Source organism: Pseudomonadota bacterium (genome assembly GCA_023229365.1).
Lineage (GTDB): Bacteria > Myxococcota_A > Polyangia > JAAYKL01 > JAAYKL01 > JALNZK01.
The window spans coordinates 1-23634 of record JALNZK010000066.1 but is presented as its reverse complement, the minus strand read 5'-3'; the positions used below and the strand labels follow the sequence as shown (position 1 = coordinate 23634).

The following is a 23634-nucleotide window of genomic DNA, read 5'->3' as shown; positions in this document are numbered from 1 at the left end:
TGGAGGAGAGAATGCAAGATCCACTCGGCCCGAACACGCTGCGGCTGATCGACCTCGCGCTCGAGGAGGACACCGGGCGCGGCGACGTGACCACGCGCCTCACCGTGCCCGCCGGCGCGATGGGCGCCGGCCGGGTGATCGCCAAGGCGGACGCGGTGATCTCGGGGCTCGCGGTCTTCGAGGCCACCATGCGGCGCGTCGACGATCGCATCGCCGTCGAGCGGCGCGCGCAGGACGGCGATCGCGCGGAGCGGAACGCGGTGATCCTGACCGCCGCGGGCCCGCTCGCGTCGCTGCTCATCGCGGAGCGGACGGCGCTCAACTTCCTGCAGCGGCTCTCCGGCGTGGCGACGCTCACGCGCCGCTTCGTCGACGCGCTCCCCCCGGGCTCGAAGGCGGTCGTCGCGGACACCCGGAAGACGACGCCCGGGATGCGGGCGCTCGAGAAGCTCGCGGTGCTCCACGGCGGCGGCCGGAACCACCGGGCGGATCTCGCGAGCGGCGTGCTCATCAAGGAGAACCACATCGCGGCCGCGGGTTCGCTCGCCGCGGCGATCGCGCGTTGCAAGGAGGGCGCGCCGCACACGATCCGCGTCGAGGTCGAGGTCCAGAGCGAGGAGGATCTCGCCCACGCGATCGACGCGGGCGCGGACGCCGTGCTGCTGGACAACATGGACGCCGAGGAGATCCGCCGCTGTGTCGCGGCGGCGGCCGGCCGGGTCGTGCTCGAGGCGTCGGGCGGCGTGACGCTCGCGACGATGGCCGAGATCGCCGCAGCCGGCGTAGACGTCATCTCCGTGGGCGCGCTCACCCACTCGGCGCCCGCCGCGGACCTGAGCTTCCTGCTCGAGGGCGCATGAGCGGCGCTCGCGGGCCGGACCTCGCGCTGCTGGAGAAGGAGTTGCGGGACCTCGGGGCGACCGCGCCGCGCGACGTCGTGGTCTTGGCCGAGATCGACTCCACCTCGGACGAGCTGAAGCGCCGGCTCCGGGCCGGTGCCGCGGGGCCCGGGACGCTCGTGATCGCCGAGACCCAGACGGCCGGGCGCGGCCGCTTAGGGCGCGCGTGGTGGTCGCCCCCCGCCGGGCACCTGTACGCCTCCCTCGCCGTGGCCGTGCCCGGCCCCCCCGACGAGCGCGTGCCGCTCGTCCCGCTCGCCGCCGGCGCCGCCGCCGCCGACGCGCTCGCGGCGCTGGACGTGCGCGGCGTTCTCCTCAAGTGGCCGAACGATCTCCTGCGCGGCGGCCGCAAGGTGGGCGGCATCCTGTGCGAGGCGCCGACGGTCGCCGAGACGACCGTCGTGATCGTCGGTCTCGGCGTGAACACGGGCGTCTCCCGATTCGGGGGCGAGCTCGCAAGGACGGCGGGGTGCCTCGGCGACGAGGGTTCGGCCGCGCGCCCGGAGCGCGTGGCCGCGCGGTGGGCGATCCACCTCGAGTCCTTGGTCTCGGCCCTCGTGCGCTGCGGTCCCGAACCCGTCGTCGCCGCCTGGAAGCGGTGCGCCGAGCCGTTCGGCAGGCGGGTGCGGGCGGGCGACCTCGAGGGGACGACCGAGGGGCTCGACGCCCGCGGGCGCCTCCTGATCCGGACCGGCGCCGGCGAGACGATCGCGATCTCCGGCGGGATCGTCGAGGACGCGACCCCGTCCACCACGCTTGGCGCGCATCGGACGCCGTGCTAGAGTGCCCGCCATGAAGAGCTCAGTTGTCCACCACGCCATTTCGATGTCGCTGCGCGCGGCCGCGTTCGTCGCCGTGCTCTGCGCTCCGACGGTATGCCTCTCGCAGGCGACGACGACCCCAGCTCCGCAGCCCAAGGAGCCTTTGGAGACGATGGGCGTCGGCATCGCCGGCGGGATCATCGCGGGCGCCGAGCTGTCGCTCCTCGTCGAGTCCTTCGCCGACGTCGAGCCGGTCTGGCCGTGGATCGTGTTCCCGATCCTCACCGGGGCCGGCGGCGGGGTCGGCGGCTACTTCCTCGACAAGAACGCGCCGGAAGGCGCGATCGCGGTGCTCGTCACCTCCATGGCGCTGCTCATCCCGACCGCGATCGCCGTGTCCGTGGCCCGCTCGTACGAGCCGGCCGAGGGCGTCAAGCTGATCGACGAGGGAGGCGAGAGGAAGTACTCGTTCGAGGAGGATCCGGCGCCGCCCACTACAGAGGGCGCCGAGCCGGAGACCGTGACGGAGGTCGAGGCGCGGCCCGAGGAGATCCCGGAGGGCACCGACGCACCGCCGGCCGAGACGGAACCCGAGCCCGCGCCCGAGGGAGGAGCCTCGGCACGCCTCGAGCAACCGACCTGGGCGCGCCACCTGGCGAGCGGATCGCTGCTCCACGTCGACGACAGCTTCGGCGTCGGCGTGCCGTCGATCGACGTCCGGCCGGTGACGTTCTCGGACGAGGCGGCGCTCGCGGCGCGGACCGGCCTCGAGATCCGGCTGTCGCTCCTCAGGATCGATCTCCCGTAGCGGCTGGCGCAGGCCAACCTCACCCCTGCGATCTGGCTATTAGACGAGCGGCTTCTGTTTCTTCGGCGCCGCCCAGTACGCGCCGGCCTGCCCGTCGCGGCGCTCGGCGAGCCCGGCGGCGTCGAGGCGCGAGAGGCTCGCGGCGACGGCCTCCAGAGGCGCGCCGAGGGACGCGGCGATATCCTCGACGGTGCACGGCCTGCGGAGGATCATCTCGCGGATGTCCTTGTCGAAATCGTCGAACGATCGAGGCGGCCGGATCGCGCCGCTCTTCTTGTCGAACGTCCCGATCGGCACCGCCTTGGAGCCGAAGATCGCGACGGCCCGCGCGAGCGTTTCCTCGTCGCACGGCAGCGCGCCGCGCTCCGGGACCGGGGGCCGCACCGGGGTGTTCAGATCGAGGCGATCGAAGCGCAGCGTCCGCGTGATCCTCTCGATCGCGCGCAGGCTCTCCTCGCCGTCGTTGACGCCGCGCACGAGCATCACCTCGAGGCGAACCTCGCCCGGGTGCGCCGCGAGCGCGGACCGCAACCCTTCGACCATCCGCTCGAACGGGACCCCGGCCGTCGGCCGGTTGATCCGGGCGAACGTCTCGGGATCGCCCGCGTCCAGCGACGGCGCGAGGATCTCGGCCTTGCGCGCGGCCGCCGCCACGCCCTCTCGCCAGAGGAGCGAGCCGTTCGTGATGAGCAGCACCGGGGCTTTCGCGAGAGCGTGCAGCCCGTCGATGAGCGCGCCGAGCTCAGAGTACAGCGTCGGCTCGCCGGAGCCCGCGAGCGTGACGACGTCCGGCGTCGGCCCCTCGTCGAGCGCCTCGGCGACGTCCTTGAGGATCTCGTCGACCGGATAGAAGCGCTCGAGCGCGTCGGGGAGCCTACCGGGCGGGCCGACCTGGCAGTAGATGCAGTCGTAGGTGCACGTCTTGCGCGGCACGACGTCGACGCCGAGCGACAATCCGAACCTGCGCGAGGGGACCGGCCCGTAGATCCGCATGGGCGGTTCATACCCCGGGCCTGGCCCCCTGTCACGGCGGAGCCGCCCCGCCTGCCTCGAATCCCCCGATCACGAGCCGATCCCCGTCGGCGGCCGCGCGCCCCGACGAGACCAGGCCGATGGGCCGCTTCCCGGACCTCAGATCGACGAGCAGACGGTACTTTCCCGCCTTCACGTCCTGCGGCGTCCTGAGGACGTACTCGTCGGCGATGATCTGCCCCGGCTTCCACTGCGTCGCCGGTGACATCCAATCGCCCATCGGCCTGACTCCGCCGCTCCACCTCTCTTCGTTCTTCGACGCGTCGCCGCGAACGCGTATCGAGGCGTCGCAGTCCTCCGCGAGCGGCTTCGCGGTCCGCCAGTACAGCATGACCCAAACCCACGAGCCGGGGTCGGTCCTCTCTGAAGCCAGGTAGCCGACGAGCTCGACGCCGTTCTCGAAGACCGCGCCGACGCTCTTCGTACCGTCCGGGACCTTGTCGAGGACGTTCGAGGAGCCGCTTGCGCCCGGAGCCGGGAGCTTCGGCGCGACCGGGGGCGGATTTTCGTATCGCCTCGAAGGAGCGGGCCGGGCCTTCGCCGGGGCGAGATCGACGACGGCGCGACCGTCCGTGATCACAACCTTCGTGCCGAGCGCCTGCGAGCGCTTCACGAACGACGCGAGGATCTCCGCGCCCAGCGCGCCCTCGGCTGGGTAGCTCGTGCAGTAGTCCACTCGGAGCGGGGTGGCCTCGAGCCGGCGCACGCCGTGCCTGTCGAAGCGCAGCTCGAACACGGCCGATCGGCTCCAGTCGCCCTCCATGAAGCCTTTTCCGCTGAAATCGAGCAGGAGGTTGCCCGCGTCGTAGATGACGGGGCGCCCGTCGATGATCTCCACGCCGTGGAGCACGTGGCCGTGGGATCCGAGGATCGCGTCGACGCCGGCGTCTCGGACGAGGGACCGCGCGACGTCGCGCATCTCCCGGGTCGGTTCGAGCACGCCGTTCATCCCCCAATGGACCGCGAGCAGCACGACGTCCGCCCGCGCCCGCGCCGCCTCGACCTGCGCCTTGACCCTCGCCACGAACGCCTTCGCCTTGAAGATCGAAGAGAAGTGGTTTCCCGGCCTCTCCTCCGCCGCCGCGATCCCGCTGTTCGTCGAGTGCACGGCGATGACCGCGACGGCGGTGTCCCCGATCCGCCGGAACACGGGCGCCATCGCCCGATCGAGGTCCTTCCCCGCGCCGACCGCGGCGATCCCGGCGTCGTCGAGAATGCGGATGCCGTCCAGCAGTGCGTCCGGGCCGTAGTCGAACGCGTGGTTGTTCGCCAGGATCGCGACGTCGACCCCGGCGTCGGCGAGGATTCGGACGAGCTCGGGGCGCCCGCGGAAGTGGTAGCCGCCCGCGTGGAACATCCTGCCGGTCTCGGGGTTCACGACAAACCCGCGCGCCGACAGCACGCACTCCAGGTTGACGATCGCGAGATCGGCGTCGACGAGCGGGGCCCGGATGCGCTCGAGCGGACGCGAGAAACCGTGCTGATCGACGCACCCGTTCAACCGCCGGCCGAGCTGCGTGTCTCCGGCGAAGGCGATCGTCCGGAGCGCTTCGGGCTCGCTCCCCGTCGGAGCATCCGGGCGGCAGCACGACGCGAGCAGGGCGATGGCCGCGCAGGCGAGGGTTCGGATCGGTTCGCGAATCGTCATGCGGGATTCACGCCCTTCCAAGGCCGACGAGCCTGCGGATCAACGCGGACAACGCCGGCGCGAGGGCCACCGCGAGCGCGAGCAGCGCGACGTCGACGACGGCGATCAGCGCGGACGCGAGGACGGGCCGCGCGAACGTCTTCACCGCCCATCCGTCGATGCCGACGAACGCGAGGAACAGACCCGCGCCGAGCGCGCAGAACGTGATCGCGACGGCGAGCGCGTCGAGCCCGCCCCTTCCGCCGCTACTCCTCGGCTCGTTCACGAGCGGCCTCCCTTCCCTTGCCGCGCTTCGCCACGCGGAACTTCCCGACGCGGACCCTTCCCCGGCGGTCCACGTCCCCGGCGACGGCCCGCACCTCCTCGCCATCGCACTCGATCCCGACCCGCGCGTCGTACTCGCCGGTACCGACCCGGCCCCCCTTCATCTGCTTGGTGCGGAACTCGAACCCGTACCCGTCGTTCACGATCCGCCCGAGCGGCCAGAGGCGCAGCGGGAAGGTGCCCGCCACGGGCGGGTGGCTCGACTTGAAACGAACGTCCCCGTCGCCGTCCACGAGGAAGAACTCGATTCTGCACTCCGCGCGGATCCGCTCGGACGTCCTCAGGTAGAACTGCAGATCGGGTGACTCGTCGGAGGACACGCGGCGCTCGCCGAAGTCGATCGCGACGAGCTCCAGGCCGTTCTCGAACTCGGCGTCGACGCGCTCCGCCCCCGCCGGCGGCGCATCCGACGTGAGCCGCGCGACGATATCTGCGAGCTCCCGGTTCCCGTACACCTCCGTCCACGCGAGGAGCCGCTCCCGCATCGCGCGGTACTCCTCCGGGTGCTGCGAGCGGGAGTTCTTGCGCTCGTCGGGATCGGCCTCGAGATCGGTGAAGCGGAAGCTCCTGAGCGAGTTGTTCATCTCCAGCTTGTACTTGTCCCCGACCAGCGCCGTGAGGTTCGGCGCGCTCAACCGGCCGTAGCGCATTTCGAGCACGATCTCCCGGTCCTTCGGGCACGCCGCGCCGTCCAGCTCGGGCAACAGCGACGCGCCGGACATCCCGTACTTCCCGCCGTCGATCCCCACGAGGTTCAGGATGGTCGGGGCGAGATCGACGTGCCCGACCAGGCAGTCGCTCACGCGGAGCCCGACCCCTGGAGCCCGCACGATGAGCGGGATCCGCGAAACCGGCTCCCACAGGCTGCCGCCGTGGCTCCTGCTCCCATGCTCGCCGAACAGCTCCCCGTGGTCCGCCATCAGGACGACCATCGTCTCGTCGCTCATGCCGAGCGCGTCGAGCTTCTGCAGGATGGAGCCGACCGCGCGATCCGTGTACCAGATCTCGCTGTCGTATCGATCGATGTCCGAGTCGCCGAAGTCCGGGCCTTCCTCGTGTTTCAGGTATTGGGAATGGGCGTCGAGGAAGTGGGCCCAGACGAGGAAGCGCTCGTCCTTGTGCGCCTCTATCCACCCCGAGACCTCCTTTGCCAGCCCCTCGCCGGTGGAGACGGACTCGTATTCGGAGCGCGGCAACACGTACTTGTCGTTCACCTCATCGAAGCCCTGGACCCAACCCCACTTGCGGGTCATGTTGCGGTGCGTGACGAACGCCGCGGAGCGGAACCCGCGCTCCTTTTTCAGGATCTCGGCGAGGGTGTCCACGCCGTCGAGCATCCCGAAGGGGAACATGCGCCGATCCCATGGGATCTCGCCGAGCGTCCTTCCCGTGAACAGCACCGGGAGCGCGATCCGCGTGGTCGGGGCGGACGAATAGGCGCGGGTGAAGCGGACCGCCCTCTCGCTGAACGCGTCGATACTGGGAGACGTGGGCCGCCCGTACCCGTAGACGCCAAGGTGATCCTGCCGCACCGCGTCCATCACGATGATGATGATCGACTTCGGCTCGCGGACCCCCGCCGGCAGCGGCAAGAACGTCGGCCTCGGCGGCCACGGCGGCTTGGGCGCGAGATCGCCGTCGCGGCAATTCTCGTCGATTCCGTTGCCTGGGATCTCGATCGCCTCGGGGTTGACGTCGTCCCTCCGGTCGTCGCAGTCGCCGCCCCCGAAGATCGGCGAGAAACCGTCCCCGTCGAAGTCCACTAGGGCCGTTCCCGCGGTCACGATCCAGCTCGCCGGGCGCAGGTCTGCCGCGGCCTCTTCGCGGATCCCGGCGCGCGTCTCGAGGGTGTAGACGACCGCGGCGCCCGCCAAGACTGCGAGGATCGCCGCGACAGCGGACACGCGCGCGAGCCGCTGCGCCTCGGGGAGCAGGCAGACGACGGCGCCGAAGGCGAGCGCGAACTCCCCTGTCAGCGCGAGGTTCCACAGATCCGCGGACTCCAGGTAGGGCCTGAGCTTCGCCGCGCCGAACGCCGCCGCGACACAGAGGCCGAAAAGCAGGAACCCTGCGACCCTGCGCGAAAGCCGCCGACCGCTCCGCTGTCCGAACGCCCGAAGGACGATCCACGCGAGCGCCCACCCGACGACGATCGCCGCGAGGTCCGCAGCCGCGGCGAGTTTCGAGCTCTTCGGGAGGAGCGCCGCGCGGATCGGCACGGCGGCGAGGATCGGCGCGGCGAGCGCGACGGCACCCAAGGCGAGCGTCCACACGGGCGCGCGAAAGAGCCCTTCGACGACACCCGCGGTCGCCGGCCGGGCCGGCCCGCGCACCGAAGCCGCAGCGAGCGCAGCCCCGAGGACGAGTCCGACGACCGCGCCGACGAACAGCGCGGCCCCGAGGACGAACAGCGCGGCGGCGAAGCTCGGCCGGGCGCCCCCGTCGGAGACGACGCGCACGAAGCCGTCGAACACGGCGAGCCACACCATGCCGATGAGGGAGCCTAGAAAAACTCGCGCTACGGATCCCGTTCGATATCCCATTTCGTTCCCTTGGCTGCCACGATCAATACACACCATCCGGTGAACGGGGAATCGGAATCTATGCTATGAGAATCGCGTGTGCCTGTCTCTCGCGCGGATTTGCCGCGCCGCCCCACGGCTGTTCGCGGCGGCGGCTTTCGCGGCGCTCACCGGGCTCGCCGCCTGCTCGCGCCCCCCTCTTGCGCCCCCCGCCGATCGCGGCTGGCGCGTGTTCGCGATCGAGTACGGTGAGTCGTCCGTGGAGCGCTCGATGCTCCTGCGCGGCGCGCCGAAGGGCGAGCGGGCGGCGATGTCCTGGTACGCCTGGCTGCTCGTTTCGAACCGATCGATGGATCGCCGGATCCTCGTGGACACGGGGTTCGACGACGCCGCACACGCGAAGAAGTGGCGCTTCGAACGCCGCGATCGGGTGAGCGCGATCCTCGATCGCGCCGGTGTCGCCCCGCCGTCTATCACGGACGTCGTGATCACGCACGGCCACTGGGATCACGCCGGCGATACCGCGCCGTACGTCGACGCGCGCTTCTGGATCCAGAAAGCCGCGGCCGCCTCGCTGCGTCACGTCGAGAGGCTCGCCGTGCTCGAGGGCCCCAAGGAGATCGCCCACGGCGTGACGCTCGTACCGGGCGGCGGCCACGCGCCCGGCATGCAGTGGGTCAAGATCGCGCTCGGCGACGCAAAGAAGCGCACGGCCGCGATCGCGAGCGACGTCGCCTACTTGGACGAGAGCGTCGAGAAGCTCGCCCCGACCGGATCCACAAGGAACCCGGACGCCGACCTCGCAGCTCTTCGCGCCATGATCGCCGCTACGGGGAGCGCGGCGCTCGTCCTGCCCGGTCACGACCCTTTGGTCGCGGAGCGGCTCTCGCGGGTCGCGGAGCACGTCTACGAGCTGAAATAGCCCCATCCGCGTCGGGCGTTTCTCGGCTTGACGCGGGACCCAAAACGACAAATGTTGTGCTCGCCGGCCGCGCGATGCGGCGCGGCCCAGAACCGGGCGTCAATCGCGGCGCGTGAGGACTCGAAAATGGAAGCTTCGCCGAACAGCAAGTCCACGGACTACAAGGTCGCCGACCTCGGCCTCGCCGATCTCGGCCGCCGGGAGATCGAGATCGCCGAGAAGGAGATGCCCGGCCTCATGTCGGTGCGCGAGAAGTACGGGCCGAAGAAGCCTCTCGCGGGCCAGCGGATCACGGGCTCGCTGCACATGACGGTGCAGACCGCGGTGCTCATCGAGACGCTGCGCGCGCTCGGCGCCGACGTGCGGTGGGCGAGCTGCAACATCTTCTCCACGCAGGACAGCGCGGCCGCAGCGATCGCGGAGGGCGGCGTGCCGGTCTACGCGTGGAAGGGCGAGTCGCTCGAGGAGTACTGGTGGTGCACGAATCGCGCCCTCTCGTTCCCGAACGGGAAGGGCCCGACGCTCATCGTCGACGACGGCGGCGACGCCACGCTCCTCATCCACAAGGGGCACGAGCTCGAGACGCACTTCGAGAAGCACAAGAGCCTGCCGCCGATCACGACGGAGGTGGCCGAAGAGATCGTGATCGAGCAGCTCCTGCGCAAGATCCACGCGGAGGATCCACGAAGGTGGCGCAAGGTCGTGCCCGAGCTCGTCGGCGTGTCCGAGGAGACGACCACCGGCGTGCACCGCCTCTACCAGCGCATGGAGGCGGGGACGCTCCTCGTCGCGGCGTACAACGTCAACGACTCGGTGACCAAGTCCAAGTTCGACAACCTCTACGGCTGCCGCGAGTCGCTCGCAGACGGGCTGAAGCGCGCCACGGGGGTCATGGTCGCGGGCAAGGTCGTGGTCGTGTGCGGCTACGGCGAGGTGGGCAAGGGCTGCGCGCAGTCCATGCGTGGATTCGGCGCGCGCGTCGTCGTCACGGAGATCGATCCCATCTGCGCGCTCCAGGCCGCGATGGAGGGGTACGAGGTCGCGACGGTCGAGGACGCGCTTCAGGAGGCGGACATCTTCGTCACGACGACCGGCAACCGCGACGTGATCACGGCCGATCACATGGCCGCCATGAAGGACCAGGCGATCGTGTGCAACATCGGGCACTTCGACAACGAGATCCAGATGGACAAGCTCGAGAAGCGCAAGGGCGTCACGCGCGTCAACATCAAGCCGCAGACGGACAAGTGGGTCTTCCCGGACGGGCACGCGATCTACGTGCTCGCCGAGGGCCGGCTCGTGAACCTCGGCTGCGCCAACGGCCACCCGAGCTTCGTGATGTCCAGCTCATTCACGAACCAGTGCCTCGCGCAGATGGCGCTCGCCAAGGACAAGCCGAAGGTCGGCGTGTACATGCTGCCCAAGGCGCTCGATGAGGAGGTCGCGCGCCTGCACCTCGGCAAGCTCGGCGTGAAGCTCACGCGGCTCACGAATGAGCAGGCCGCGTACATCGGCGTCCCGGTCGACGGGCCCTACAAGGCGGAGCACTACAGGTATTAGGAATGGGAAGGCTGTTTAGTTATTCGCAGCCCCCTCGGCGATCCAATTTCCGATCGCGTCGATCCTGTCCTTCGTGAGCGCCGGGAAGACCTTCGGCGGCATGTACGGCGTCTTCTTCTTCTCCACCGAGCCGATGATCTGACTGGCGTCGGGGTCCCCGGGGACGACGGCCGGCCCCATGTCCCCGCCCTTCATCACGCCCTCGTAGGTCATGAGGTAGAGGGTGCTCTTCCCGCCCACGTCGTGGCAGCGCTTGCAGTGATCGACCAGGATCGGCAGCACGGTGCCGGCGAACGACACCTTGCCGTCGTCGGCCTTCACGGTCGTGATCGGCGCGGTGCTCCCGCCGCCTCCGCACGCGACGGCTATCGCTGCGATCCCGACAGCGGCGACCAGGATGAGAACCCAGCTCTTCTTGCTCATGGTGACCTCCTCTTTCCCGGCACTATACACGCGTCCCTTCTTCCGCTACGACATTTCCGAATGGACGATGCCATGGAACGCGGGAGCTGACGTGTCGGGATCCCTCCTCATCCGCGACGCGCGGATCGTGACCGACGGGACGATCTCCGAGGGGGACGTCTTCGTGCGCGGCGATCGGATCGAAGCCGTGGGCGGCGATCTCGGCGCGCGGGCGGCGGACGAAGTGATCGACGCGCGCGGCAAGGTGCTCCTGCCCGGGCTGATCGACGACCACGTCCACTTCCGCGAGCCCGGGCTCACGGACAAGGGCGACATCGCGCACGAGTCCCGCGCCGCGGTGGCCGGCGGCGTCACGAGCTTCATGGACATGCCGAACACGGTCCCACAGGCGACCTCCCGCGCCGCGATCGACGCGAAGATCGCCCTCGCCGCGGCGGCGTCCGCCGCGAACTACGCGTTCTACCTCGGCGCGACCGCGGGCAACCTCGAGGAGATCCGGCGGGCGCACGAGTCGCGCGCGTGCGGCGTGAAGCTGTTCATGGGCGCATCCACGGGCGACATGCTCGTCGACGACCGCGCCGCGATCGCGCGGATCTTCGAGGCCTCGCGGCTGCCTATCGCGGTGCACTGCGAGGACTCGGCGATCATCGCGCGCAACGCCGCCGCCGTCCGGGCGACGCGCGGGGAGACGCCGCCGTGCTCCGTGCACGCGGAGATCCGGAGCTGGGAGGCGTGCCTCGCGTCGACCGCGATCGCCGTCGGGCTCGCCCGCGAGCTCGGCACGAGGCTCCACGTGCTCCACGTGAGCTGCGCCGAGGAGCTCGATCTCTTCGAGCCCGGCCCTATCGAGGGCAAGCGGATCACTGCCGAGGCGTGCGTGCACCACCTCTGGTTCGACGCGGGCGACTACGACGCGCTCGGCACCCGCATCAAGTGCAACCCGGCGATCAAGGAGCGGCGCCACCGCGACGCGCTCCGGGCCGCCCTCGCGGCCGGGCGGATCGACGTGATCGGCACGGATCACGCGCCGCACCTCCTCGAGGAGAAGGCCCGGGGATACTTCGCGGCGCCGTCCGGCATCCCCACCATCCAGCACGCGCTCCCGGCGCTGCTCGAGCTGCACCTCGACGGGGCGCTCCCGCTCGAGCTCATCGCCGAGCGCGCATGCCACACCCCGGCGCGGCTCTTCCGGGTTCGGGATCGCGGCCACGTCCGCGAGGGCTACTACGCCGATCTCGTGCTCGCGGATCTCTTTTCGCCGCGGCGGGTCGAGAGAGGAGACCTCCTCTCGAAGTGCGCGTGGTCCCCCTTCGAGGGCACGACGTTCAGGGCCTCGGTGGAAGTGACGATCGTCAACGGGCGCGTGGCGTACCGGAACGGGCGCCCCGTCGACGGCCCCCGCGGGCTGCCGCTGGAGCTCGCATGACGCGCGGGAGGCCTTTGTTTCTGCTCGCTCTGGCGATCGTCGCTTGCGCGAGCCCGGACCTCGCGCAGGAAAAGAAGAGCCCCCTGCCGGCGACCGCGCCGCCGCCTCCCGCGCCGATGGAGGTCGAGAGCGTCCCGGAGGACGCCGGCGCGCCCGAACCCCGACTCCCCGCGCTCTCGCTCGGCCGCCCGATGCTGATCGACTTCGCGCGCGAGGACTGCCTGCCGTGCAAGCTCATGGAGCCCTGGCTCGCCGAGTTGCGAAAACGCCACGCCGGCGCGATCGAAGTCCTCGAAATCGATCTCGAGCACCCCGAGAGCCGCGCCATCGCCCGTTACTTCAAGGCCAAATCCGTGCCGATGCAGGTCTACGTCGACGCGCGCGGCCGCGAGGTCTCGCGCAACGTCGGCCTCGCGACGTTGCCCGAGATGCAGCGCCAACTCGAGAAGCTCGGATTTCTAGAGCCTCCGAAAAAGTGAACGGCCTCACCCCGATCCCCTCTCCAGCAGGTGGAGAGGGGACCAACTGCTTTGTTCTTGTCGGGCCAGCTGCCCCCCCTCTCCGCTCGCCGGAGAGGGGACGGGGGTGAGGTTTCGAGACGGAGAGCGGCCGGGGGTGAGGTCAGAGGAAGATCTTCCCCGGGTTCAGGAGGCCCTTGGGATCGAACGCGCGCTTGATCTCCCGCTGCAACGCGAGGTTTTCGGGATCGAGCTCCATCCCGAGATAGGCGCGCTTCGTGAGGCCCACGCCGTGCTCGCCCGTGATCGTCCCGCCGAGCGAGAGCGCGAGGCCGAAGATCTCGGCGAGCGCCGGCTCCGGATCGAACCCCTCGTCGTCCCACAGCACGTTGACGTGGTAGTTGCCGTCGCCCGCGTGGCCGTAGGACGGGATGCAGACGCGGTGGCGACCGGCAATCGCGCGCAGCCCCTCGAGCAGCCTGGGCGCCGCGGCCCGCGGGACGACGACGTCCTCCGAGACCTTGAAGCGCGCGCGCTTCTTGAGCGCGTCGGAGAGCGTGCGCCGCGCGGCCCAGAGCTTCTCCCGCTCCCCGCCGTGGCGCGCCATGAGCACCTCGACCGCACCCTCTTTCTCGGCGAGATCCGCGATCCTCGAAGCGTCGCGCTCGACGCACGCGCCGTCCAGGCCGTCCACCTCGACGAGGAGCAGCGCGCCGGTGTTCTCGGGGACGCCGCCGGCGCCGGCCGCGCGCAGCGTCTCGACCGCGATCGCGTCCATGAGCTCGATGACGCGGGGCACGAGCCCTGCTGCGACGATCCGCGCCACGGCCCGCCCGGCCGCGACCTCGTCCGGCATGCGCACAAGGAGCGTCGCGACGGACGGCGGGTTCCTCACGAGACGCAAGGTGAGCTCCGTGAACACGCCGAGCGTGCCCTCGGAGCCGACGAGCAGCGCGGTGAGGTCGTACCCGGCGACGCCCTTCACGGTACGCTTCCCGGTGCGCATCTCGCGGCCACCCATGAGCGCGACCCGCGCGCCGAGCACGTACTCCCGCGTGACGCCGTACTTGAACGCCCGCGGCCCCCCGGCGTTGTGCGCCGCGTTGCCGCCCAAGGTGCACGTCTCGAGGCTGTTCGGATCCGGCGGGTAGAAGAGCCCCTCGGCCTCGACGGCCGCCTGGAGCGCGCCGGTGATCACGCCGGGCTCCGCGACCGCGACGAGGTTCTCGCGGTCGATCTCCACGATCCGGTTCATGCGCCGCAGATCGAGCACGACGCCGCCGCAGGCCGGGATCGCGCCGCCCGACTTCCCGGTGCCGCCGCCGCGCGCCACGACCGGCACCCCGTGCTTCTCCGCGAGCTCGAGCGTCGCGCGCACGTCCTCGGCTCGGTCGGCCCGCACCGCGAGATCGGGCATACGCGGCGCCGCGTGCGACTCGTCCTTGGACAGCTCCGCGAGGAGATCGGGATCGTCGATGACCTTGGACGCGCCGAGGCGGGAGGAAAGATCTCGGGAGAGGCTCTTGATGCTCTCGGCGCGGGTTTGGGGCGAGCGGGTCATGGATAAAGGGGTATCAAGGGAGAGGGGAGAGGACAATAGCGGGAAGACCGGTTCTTGGGCTCAGAGGCAGGTCACGCTGACCTGTGCCATGTATAGACCGCCGACACCCAGATCGTCGGCGGTTTCCAAGATGAAATAGTGCGTGCCGGCGCTCATCCCGGTGATGGTCAGTATCCCGCCGCCGTCCTGCACCGCGTAGCAGGAGCTCCCCGACGGATCGCACAGATCGGTGACGGCGAGGAGCGTCGTGACCATGCCCGGACCTGCGTCCGTCACTTGCAGCGATACGTTGGCGGCGGACCCCAACGTGAGCACCAGCCCCGCCTCGATGCCACTCACGTCCTCACCGGAGCAGACGCTCCCAGCGTAACTCGCGCTGTAGTACTCCCTCGAGAAGTTTCCAACCATGGCCGTCGCGCCGCAGGTCAGGCTCGTCGTCATTCCGGTGACCCCCGTGGTGCACGACGGGAATCCGCCGACGACGTTGCAGACCTCCTGCGTGCAGATGTCTCCGTCGCTGCACGGACGCGTCTGATCCGGAATGCATGCCCCCGCCAGACAGTTTGCGTCGCCCAGGCAAGCCACGTTCGACCCGACGCACGACAACCCATCGCCTATCGGCGTGGAAGCGCCGCACGTGACAATTTCATCCACAACCGTGCATTCCTGCTCCGTGCAGTACTGCCCAGTTTCACACGGAATCGATCCAGGCACGGTCACACAATCGCCATCCAAGCACCCCTCGAGGCCATCGCAGGGTTCGCCGTTGCTGCAATCCGTGCCATCGCCGACGACTTGCTCCGCCTCGCACACGTCGTCCGTCTCGTTGCAGACGGGCTCGGTGCACGGGTCCCCGTCCAGGTCGGCGCAGGTGTTCGTGACTCCTGAGAGGTTCATGCACCCCCCCGATTGGCAGTACAGATAGTCGCCCGTGCAGAACTGCTCCTCTGCTGAGCACTCGTTCCCTTCGTTCGCCGGAACCCACGGGCAGGAGTCTTCGGTCTCGTTGCAGCTGACGTCCCGACAGCCGTTTTCGAGCTCTGAACAGCCATCGGCGACCGCAGCCTCGCAGCTACCGAGGTAGCAGGTCTCGTACCCGTTGCAGAAGTACTCGTCCGGGCACGGCGTCTCGTCCTCGGCATCAACGTAGACGCAAACGTAGTTATAGGCGCAATTGTCGATCGTGCACCCTTCATCGTCGGCGCAATCGGTCGTGGACGCGCAGCACACGTCGGTGCCGCTGCCGGCGCAGCACAGCTCGGTCTCGAAGGAGCAGAAGCCAGATTCGCAGTCCGAGAGCTCGTCGCAGATGCCCGTCCCGTTTTCCAAATCCTCGACACAGACGTTGGACTCGCAGTGGTAGTCCTCGGCGCATCTGGTGTCGTCCTCGGCGATCCCCGTGCCGCACGCGGTCTCGCACTGGAAGTCCACATTGCAGGCGTAGGCACCGCAGTCCGAGTCGTCCGCGCAGCACACGCCGCCGTCGCAGCAGACGTAGTTCACCGCTGTGTCGCAGTAGCCCGACAGACAGTCGGACGCCTCGTTGCACAGCTGCCCGTTGAATTCGTCCAGCCAGCAGCTCCCGTCGTCGCAGTGATAGTTCCCTCCGGCCGCGGCGCACAAAAGATCGTTATCGCCGCTGCCGTCGTCGCAGCTGAAGCTGCAGCTCCAGGTCGCCGTGTCGCAGAGGTATCCGGAGCATTGCGTCGAGCTATTGCAGCACCAGCCGCTCTCGCAACAGATCCCGGTCGTCGCGTCGCAGTGACCCGACACGCACTCCCAATTGTCCTCGCAGTCGCCGTCGCCGTTCTCGATCTGGACCGTACAGACGCCAGCATCGCAATAGTAGTTTTCGTTGCAATGCGCCTCGGAGGTGCACCCGGTGTAGCACGCCTCGACGATCGCTCCCTCGTCGCAGACGCTGTAGTCGCCCATCGAGGCGTAGGCCCCGTCGCAGAGGTCGACGGCGACGCAATTGCCCGCGCCGTCGCAGCGATAATCGCCTATACACGTCTCGGTCGAGGTATTGTCCTCGACACCGCAGGGCTCGAAATCGTAGTACTGGCAGATGTTGTTGCCGTCGCAGAACCCCTGGACGCAGAGGCTCTGGTCGCAGTCGTCCGCGACCGAGCAGCACTCCCCTTCGGAGCAGCAGAAGCCGTCGCCGCAGTATCCCGACGCGCAGGTCGTCCCGTTCACGCACGCCGATCCGTTCGGATCGCCCTCCGGTCCTGCCAGGCACTCCGTGACGACACAGTCGTAGCCGGGGTTACACTGGTCCTCGTTGGCGCACTCAGTGAAGCAGAGCTCCTCCACCTCGTTCAGTGTGCAGACGTATTCTCCCGACGACGAGTAGGCGTCCAGGCACTCCGTCGTGGTGATGCAGTTCCCCTCGCCGTCGCACAAGTTGTCGCCGGTACAGGTCCCTCCGGTATCGTCGTCCACGTACCCGCACGGATAGGCGATGTAGGCGCACTGGTGCCCGTCGTCGCACGCGGCCAGGTCGCACGTCGTGTCGGAGCAGTCGCCCGCGTCCCCGCAGCACTCGCCGGAGTCGCAGCAGAAGCCGTTGTTGCAGTACGCTGACGCGCATTCCGCGGGATCATCGCAGGGATCGCCGTTCTCACCCGGCTCCGTGTCGGTATCGGTATCGGTATCACTGTCCGTGTCGGTGTCCGTGTCGGAATCCGTGTCGGAATCCGTGTCGGTGTCCGTGTCGACATCCGTGTCGGTGTCCGTGTCCGTGTCCGGGGAGCTGCACTCACCGCTGTGGCAAACCTTGCCCAACGGGCAGTCCGCCGACGACTTGCATTCATCGCAGCCGGAGGCGAGCGCCGCCCAAACAGAAACACACAGACCGACAATAAGAAATTTGGCATCCGGGGCGGACAATGAAACGTTTACTTTATTCATTTTATCTCTCCCCCAATTCCTACCAATTGATGGACAAATTATAGCCGGTACCGGTGCCACTGTATTTGAGAGCGATGAGGTAAACCATGCCCCCCGCCGGGATCGGGATCCCGGAGTAGGTTCCAGTGGTGCCGGCACTGACATAGAGGCACCCGATCTGCGTCCTGCTGCTGTCGTGATAGCAAATATACCCGTTCATGTTGGTGCCAGCCGTGAACACCGCGTTGATCGTCCTGGCACTGGTCGTCGAGTTGCCGATTTCCCACTGTTCGTCATTGTACGCGTACCAGTCTTGGTCGTCTGCGCCGGTGAGCGCCGCGCCAGTGGCCAACGTCGTTGAACCTGTCGCGCTGTAGATGCTGTAGTAACCTGCCGGGAATTCGTAGCCGCAATTGCCCATCCTCGCCCTGAGCTTGTAGTAACAGCTTTGCGTAGCCGGATTACACGGCGCCGTCAGCCTGTCCCTGTTGGAGATCTCGAGCACATGCGGGATGTTGCTGTTCACGGACACGGTCGCCATGGTGTTTCTGTCATGCGAATCCCACCACCGATTCAGCAATGTCCACGTCGAGTTGCTGCAGATACCGGTGCCGGTGGCACGTTGGAGAAAGCTCAGCACCAGATCTGCGCGGTTAGCATCATTCGTTAGGTTGCGATCCTCATCCTCGAACAACATGATGCAATAGGTTCCGGAACTGCCGTCCCTGTGGATCTTGAAGAACTCCTCGTTCGGCCAGAACTCGTTGGTGGTCGTGTTCGGCCAGGTCGCGCAGGTGACCATGCCCGGCAGCGCCGGGTTGTGGCTCGACGACCAGCCGTGCCAGCACTGGGTACTGCAGTTCGTCCCGCCGCAGCGCGTCGAGTTGGCCGCGTCGCACGTGTGGGAACCGCAGCCGCCGATGACAACCTGTCGGCTGTTCACGACGTCCTCCATGCTCCCCTTCCAGACCGAGCCGGCGGCGTTGACGTTGGTGACGTCGAATACGCGGGCGTCATCGTCGCTTCGGTCGCAGGGGCTGGAGGTCCAGGAGTTGCGTTCCACCGAGATGTCGAAAACGCCTTGTGCTGCGGCGCTGTCCCCGTCGATGAAGATGAACACGGTCTTGGTGGATCCCGGCGCAACCGAGCCGTCCGGGAAGATCACGTGGCTCGCCACCTTGCTGTAGGTGAACTCGGGGTTGTAGAGGTCGCAGTTGTACGGATCCGCGGGGTACCCCCACTGGCCGGTGCAGTACGGCGGGGTCGTGTCCGTGCCGGGTGCGCAGTTCTCGCCGTTCTGGTAGTTGCAGCAACCCGCTGGATAGTAGCGGCGCACCCAGTGATAACCGCAGCCGTTCGGATTCACGCCCGGCGACCAAGTGGTGCCGTTGCAGTTACTGCCGCCGCACTTGTAGTTCGCCGAATCGCCAGTCTGCAGGAACGGGTAGCAGCCGCCCTGGCCGAGGCTCTCGTTGCCGTCGTCATGGCAGAGATCCTCGCTGACCTCAGTGGCGGTCGAGTAGCCCTTCATGCAGCGCTCGCTCGCGACGTTCACCGGGTATACGGGGGTGCCGGTGGCGCCCTCTGGGCAATCGCTGATGGAGTTTATGTTCTGCGTCACGTACACGTTGGCGTTGAATGACGTCCAGACCTTGATGTTGTAGCTCCACAGCTTGAAATCGCCCGCTGCGGGCGTCTGGTAGCTGAACGCGTAGACCGCGTCCTTGCCGTTCTGACCGAGGTAGGCCAGAGACGGGCTCACGCAGTCCGGACCAGTGGCCCGATAGTTGTTTACCATGCAGGTCGTCGAACCCTGGACCGAGAGCGAGGTCGGGCCGCCGATGTTGAGGAACGAACCGAAGAGCGCCGCGCTGGGTCCCGGGGTGAAGAGGTCGCGGCACCTGTCGTGCGTCGAGCTCGATGCCACCTCGTACGGGATACAATTTCCAGAGCTATTGCATGAGCCGTCATAGCAGTCGTCGGGATAGGCGTACATGTCGAAATCGGTGCAGGCGTCGCCGATGTAGCTGGCGATCTCGCACGCACAAACGCCTTCGCCGGTCGTTGCCGTGCAATAGGGATCGGAGCATTGAGTGGAGGCCGCGCCGCACGCGGTGGTACACTCGCCATCGTTCGTGCAACACGTCGGATCATCAATGTAGTTGCACGTGTACGTAGTGGCGCCCGTCGAGGTACAGGTCATGTCCTCACAGAGATCGGCGGGATCGCAGGCATCGCTCGTGCTCACACAGACGCCGCTGCTGTTGCAGAGATCGGTCGTGCAACCGTTGTTGTCGTTGCAGGTCGAGCCGGATGCTGCGTTGTGGTTGGGGCAAGTATACCCGGTACCCAAGCTGTCCTCGACACACCCGGGGATCAGGCAGTCGTTCGTGTTGGAGTCGGTACAGGTCACCGCCGCACCGGGTACGCAGCCGCCGGTGGCGTTGCAAAGGTCGGGCTGTGTGCAGCCGTCGCTGTCCTGGCAGCTCGTTCCGGATGCGAGATTGCTCAGAGGGCACGCCGGAGTACCATCACCATCGCTCACGCAAGCAGACGTAACGCAATCGGTGGTCGACGTGTCGAAGGCGGCGCAGCTGTACGCCGCTCCGGAGGCACACGATCCTCCGCTGCACACGTCGCCCACTGTGCAGTCGTTGCCGTCGATGCACGCCGTTCCGTTCATCGCAGCGGCGTTGTAGCCGCATTGCCAACCGCTCCCTTCGTAGGAGTTGCAGCCCGGACCGGGGACACAGGCCTGGCACGCATCCGCGGTGCATCCGTTCGTGTCGTCACAGGGTCGCGGCGCGCCGTCGGCGCAATTGCCGGCGCCGTCGCAGGTGTCGATGTCGCAGGGATCGGTGTCATAGCACAAAGTACCGGCGGCAAAATTGGTTTGGTCGCAGAGTCCCGTCGAGGTGTTGCACGCCCGGGCGTAGCACTGGTCCGAGGTGCAAACCACGGGGTTGGTCCCGACGCATTCGCCTATGGCGTTGCACTGATCCGTCTGCGTGCACAGGTTCCCATCATTGCAGCCGGTCCCCGCTGCGGACAGGCAGACGTTGAGACTCTCGTTGCACGCTTGGCAGACCTCATCCTCCGGATCGGCGGTGATCGGCGGGCAAGGGTCGCCGTCGCTCTCGCAGTTGCCGGCGCCGTCGCACGTGTCGATGCCGTCACAGAACACGTCATCATCGCACGACGTGCCATCCGGCTCGAGATCGTCGAGGCAGTTCCCGGCGCCGTCGCAGAAGTCCGGGTTGTCGCATGCCGTGTCCGTGGGATCGCCGCAATCCGTGCCGTAGGCCGAGAAGCAGGTGTCCGTCGTTTCATTGCAGGTGTTATTGCACTCGTCGCCGGAGGCGCAGGGGTCCGAGCCCGGCATGCAATCGCCGTCATCGCAGACCTCGGCTCCGTCGCAGTACAACCCGTTGTCGCAATCGTCGTTCGTGACGCATCCAGCACCGCACTCCGGGTCGTCGGAGCAGTATCCCGAACCGACCGGATCATCCTCCGTCTCGGGCTGAATCGGGTAAGTGCCTTCGCAGCACCCGAGATCCGCGAGGTCGTCGCACAGCGTCTCCGGCGCCACGCCTTCGTTCGCCGTCTTGCAGCCGCCCCAGCAGTCGCAAATCAGATAGCCGTTGCACCACGACGGGCCGCACAGCCCAGCTTCGGTGCAAACGCCTTCATTGCACTGGGGAGTGACGAGATCCGGATCGCAGACGCAAAGACCAGCCGTCTCGTTGCAGTCTCCAGAGGGGCATCCGCTGTCGGAGATACAGGTGACGCCGTCGTTCTCCGCGTCCTCGATCCAGCACTCGGTCGCCTCGCCGATATTCTCGCAGCACTCGTCGTCGATGGTCCTCGGGTTGCTCCATTCGGGATGGAGCGGGACGTCCCGCTGGTGAAGGGAGAGCCACTTCGACAGCTTCTGGTCGGCCGCCGTCCCCTCGTTTGTGACCGTCACGCCGTCGGGAGCCGACACCGGACCGCTCGGCCCGGCCTCTTCGGAGCACGCTCCGAAGAGAAGAACCGCCCCTGCGACCGCCACGAAAATGATGCTCTTTTTGGGATGCATGCTCTCACCCTGCCGGTCTCCGGCCCCGCTGTCGGGCCGTTGTGTTGCGGAAACCAAAATCGTCCGGAGCCTCAAACCAGCAAAAAACACGCCACGAACACAAGTGTTAGTCGAAAACGAGTAACGGTTTTTCTAAAAATGTTTTCTTGGATAGTAAATTTACGATCAAAACGCAAAACGTGCAAAATTCGGGTCCGATCACGGTCGCGGTCACACCGCAACATACCGTTTTCATTGGTTAGTATCGAGATCTTCAGCGCGGTCGAACGCGGGTTGCGCTGCGGCGGCTCTCAGGGGTGTTCGACTGGAGCGCCACAAGACGCGCGGTACCGCGGGCGGTGTGGTGGCCTCGCGGGCCGCACTTTTTTTCATAGCGCGCCAACTATTCCCATTCGTTCGGCTGGAGAAATATCGGGCAGGCTCTTAGTTCTTCCACGGATCGTCGTAATCGATTTTCCGATTCGGCTTCTTGCCTTTGCCGCTCTTGGCCTCGCCCTTGCCCGCGGCCGACTGTTCGGCGGTCTTCGTCGTCTTCGCCGCCGTCTTTCCCGCGGGCTTCGCTTCGATCTTCTTCAATTCGTATTTCAACTCGACATCCGCATCGAACTTCACGAAACGTTTCTCCAACTCGTAACCGTCCGCGGTGGCCTCGACGAGGTGCACGGCGTCGCCCTTGGCGAACTCGCCGGAGAACGGGTTCGCGTCGAGCGGCGCCCCGTCGACGCTGAGGCGCGCCTCGGCCGGCGTCACCGTGATCGCGACCTTCACCACAGCGGCGACCGGGGGCGGGGCGGTGCTCTCGACCTTCGGCTGAACCTCGGCCGGGCCCGCAGGCACAACGACCGGAACCTTTTCCGGCGCCGCGGGTGGCTTCGAGCCCCCCCCTATCGAGAGCGCGACGACGACCCCCGCGGCCACGACGGCGACGCCGATCGCGCCGAAGATCATCGCGCGCTTCGACCCCCTCTTCGGCGCGACCGTGCTCTGGCTCATCTCGAACGGCGTCTTCGTGTCGTACAAGGCGCGCCGCATCACGGTCTTGGAAGAGGTGGACGTGACGAGCGTCCCGATTTCGGAAACCGACGGCGCAAACGGCACGAGCTGGTCGCGCAGCTCGTCGCAGGTCTGGAACCGGGTCGCCGTGTCGCGCGACATCGCCTTCTTGACCGCATCGACGAGCTCGGCCGGGAGCTCTGGGTTCAATACCTCGATCGCGACTGGCTCCTCGGTGAGGATCTTGATGAGCAGCGCGTTGTAGTTCGCCGCGTCGAACGGCAGCTGGCCCGTGAGCATCTGGTAGAGGATCACGCCCATCGCATAGATGTCGGACTGCGGCGTGAGGTTCTGCTCGCCGCGCGCCTGCTCCGGCGACATGTAGTGCGGCGTCCCGAGCACGGTGCCCGTCTGCGTGAGCCCCTTGACGCCCTCGCTGTCGAACGTCTTGAACTTCGAGATGCCGAAATCGAGCAGCTTGACGTAGTCCGGGTTCATCCCCTTCGCAGTGAGGAAGATGTTCTCGGGCTTCAGATCGCGGTGGATGATGCCGACGTCGTGGGCGGCCTGCAGCGCGCCGAGCGCCTGGACGAGGATGTGCGCCGTGCGCTTCGTCGAGAGCCGGCCCTCCTTCTCGATCGCCGCCTTGACGTCCGAGCCCTCGAGGCACTCCATCACGAGGTACGGCGAGCCGTCGGGCGCGGTGCCCATGTCCGTAACCTCGATGATGTTCTCGTGCCCGATCTGCGCCGCGGCCTGCGCCTCGCGCTGGAACCGCGTGATCACCTCCGGGTTCGATGCGTAGGACGCGTGCAGGAACTTGACGGCCAGCCGGCGGCCGATCAGCTTGTGCGTCGCCTCGTACACTGCGCCCATGCCGCCCTCGCCGATGAGGCGCACGAGCTCGTACTTGCCGTCGAGGAGAATTCCGATCCTCTGGTCCTGTTCCTGGCTCATCCCTAAAAGCTCCCGTCTCAAAATAGCGCATATTAGAGACGCCGAAAGCTCGAAAAAGGCCAAGAAAAAAAACGCGGGCCGTCGCCGCACGGCGGTTGTAGACTCGGGGCTCGATGTTCTGGAGCCGCCGAAAAGCCGCAATCCTCGTCGTCGCCCCGGCGCTCGCCGTCGCCGCGGGGGCCGCGCTCGCCGTCGCCGGGCCCGCGGAGGACAGCCCGTACCGCAAGCTCGCGCTGTTCGCCGAGGCGTGGAGCCGCATCGAGCGCGACTTCGTGGAGCCGCCCGACCGCGACAAGCTCGTCGAGGGCGCCGTCGACGGCATGGTGCGCGCGCTCGATCCGCACTCGGCGTTCATGACCCCCGCCGAGTA

17 protein-coding genes are annotated in these 23634 nt (G+C 67.7%); 8 read left to right on the top strand and 9 right to left on the bottom strand.

Going from position 1 to position 23634, the window contains the following annotated elements; translation table 11 throughout:
* Nucleotides 1–11: 11 nt before the first annotated feature.
* The 3 genes from nadC to M0R80_20820 are packed head-to-tail and all read left to right on the top strand — an operon-like array spanning nucleotide 12 to nucleotide 2468.
* A complete protein-coding gene (gene nadC, locus M0R80_20830; GenBank protein ID MCK9462079.1) occupies nucleotides 12–860 on the top strand; it encodes a carboxylating nicotinate-nucleotide diphosphorylase in 849 nt (282 codons plus the stop codon).
* Nucleotides 857–1681, top strand: coding sequence for a biotin--[acetyl-CoA-carboxylase] ligase (locus M0R80_20825; protein ID MCK9462078.1), 825 nt, complete (start codon nucleotides 857–859; stop codon nucleotides 1679–1681). Before nadC ends, M0R80_20825 begins: the two co-directional genes overlap by 4 nt.
* Nucleotides 1682–1691: 10 nt before the next feature.
* On the top strand, nucleotides 1692–2468 hold the full coding sequence (locus M0R80_20820) for a hypothetical protein (protein ID MCK9462077.1): 777 nt from the start codon (nucleotides 1692–1694) through the stop codon (nucleotides 2466–2468).
* Nucleotides 2469–2507: 39 nt separating this feature from the next.
* Here M0R80_20820 and M0R80_20815 read toward each other — a convergent pair whose 3' ends face one another.
* The 4 genes from M0R80_20815 to M0R80_20800 are packed head-to-tail and all read right to left on the bottom strand — an operon-like array spanning nucleotide 2508 to nucleotide 7961.
* The gene (locus tag M0R80_20815; protein ID MCK9462076.1) at nucleotides 2508–3461 is read right to left on the bottom strand and encodes a radical SAM protein; all 954 of its coding nucleotides are present in this window, start codon (nucleotides 3459–3461) and stop codon (nucleotides 2508–2510) included.
* A gap of 31 nt (nucleotides 3462–3492) precedes the next feature.
* The gene (locus M0R80_20810) at nucleotides 3493–5148 is read right to left on the bottom strand and encodes a CapA family protein (GenBank protein ID MCK9462075.1); all 1656 of its coding nucleotides are present in this window, start codon (nucleotides 5146–5148) and stop codon (nucleotides 3493–3495) included.
* A 7-nt stretch (nucleotides 5149–5155) separates the two neighbouring features.
* A complete protein-coding gene (locus M0R80_20805) occupies nucleotides 5156–5413 on the bottom strand; it encodes a hypothetical protein (protein MCK9462074.1) in 258 nt (85 codons plus the stop codon).
* Complete coding sequence (locus tag M0R80_20800; protein MCK9462073.1) at nucleotides 5394–7961, bottom strand: sulfatase; 2568 nt, start codon at nucleotides 7959–7961, stop codon at nucleotides 5394–5396. Before M0R80_20800 ends, M0R80_20805 begins: the two co-directional genes overlap by 20 nt.
* Nucleotides 7962–8091: 130 nt before the next feature.
* On the opposite strand from M0R80_20800, the gene M0R80_20795 reads away from it, so the two are divergent.
* A complete protein-coding gene (locus M0R80_20795; GenBank protein MCK9462072.1) occupies nucleotides 8092–8916 on the top strand; it encodes an MBL fold metallo-hydrolase in 825 nt (274 codons plus the stop codon).
* Between the two features lie 126 nt (nucleotides 8917–9042).
* Nucleotides 9043–10476, top strand: a complete 1434-nt coding sequence (ahcY, locus tag M0R80_20790; protein MCK9462071.1) for an adenosylhomocysteinase — start codon at nucleotides 9043–9045, stop codon at nucleotides 10474–10476.
* A gap of 15 nt (nucleotides 10477–10491) precedes the next feature.
* Here the strand turns inward: ahcY and M0R80_20785 are convergent, their stop codons facing one another.
* Entirely contained in the window at nucleotides 10492–10899 is a 408-nt protein-coding gene (locus M0R80_20785; protein ID MCK9462070.1) for a hypothetical protein, read from the bottom strand.
* A 91-nt stretch (nucleotides 10900–10990) separates the two neighbouring features.
* On the opposite strand from M0R80_20785, the gene M0R80_20780 reads away from it, so the two are divergent.
* Both M0R80_20780 and M0R80_20775 read left to right on the top strand, forming a co-directional pair.
* Nucleotides 10991–12325 (top strand): dihydroorotase, encoded by a 1335-nt coding sequence (locus tag M0R80_20780; GenBank protein MCK9462069.1) that lies wholly within the window; start codon nucleotides 10991–10993, stop codon nucleotides 12323–12325.
* Nucleotides 12322–12804, top strand: coding sequence for a thioredoxin family protein (locus M0R80_20775; protein MCK9462068.1), 483 nt, complete (start codon nucleotides 12322–12324; stop codon nucleotides 12802–12804). The genes M0R80_20780 and M0R80_20775 overlap by 4 nt, the downstream gene beginning before the upstream one ends.
* A gap of 142 nt (nucleotides 12805–12946) precedes the next feature.
* Here M0R80_20775 and M0R80_20770 read toward each other — a convergent pair whose 3' ends face one another.
* The 4 genes from M0R80_20770 to M0R80_20755 all read right to left on the bottom strand — a co-directional run bounded on the left by M0R80_20770 (nucleotide 12947) and on the right by M0R80_20755 (nucleotide 23264).
* Nucleotides 12947–14344, bottom strand: coding sequence for an FAD-binding protein (locus tag M0R80_20770; protein ID MCK9462067.1), 1398 nt, complete (start codon nucleotides 14342–14344; stop codon nucleotides 12947–12949).
* A gap of 60 nt (nucleotides 14345–14404) precedes the next feature.
* Complete coding sequence (locus M0R80_20765; GenBank protein MCK9462066.1) at nucleotides 14405–17131, bottom strand: hypothetical protein; 2727 nt, start codon at nucleotides 17129–17131, stop codon at nucleotides 14405–14407.
* Between the two features lie 145 nt (nucleotides 17132–17276).
* Complete coding sequence (locus tag M0R80_20760) at nucleotides 17277–21314, bottom strand: hypothetical protein (protein ID MCK9462065.1); 4038 nt, start codon at nucleotides 21312–21314, stop codon at nucleotides 17277–17279.
* A gap of 423 nt (nucleotides 21315–21737) precedes the next feature.
* On the bottom strand, nucleotides 21738–23264 hold the full coding sequence (locus tag M0R80_20755; protein ID MCK9462064.1) for a serine/threonine protein kinase: 1527 nt from the start codon (nucleotides 23262–23264) through the stop codon (nucleotides 21738–21740).
* Between the two features lie 113 nt (nucleotides 23265–23377).
* Here M0R80_20755 and M0R80_20750 point away from each other — a divergent pair.
* Nucleotides 23378–23634 (top strand): peptidase S41 (locus tag M0R80_20750; GenBank protein MCK9462063.1); only part of this gene is annotated, 257 nt, incomplete at its 3' end.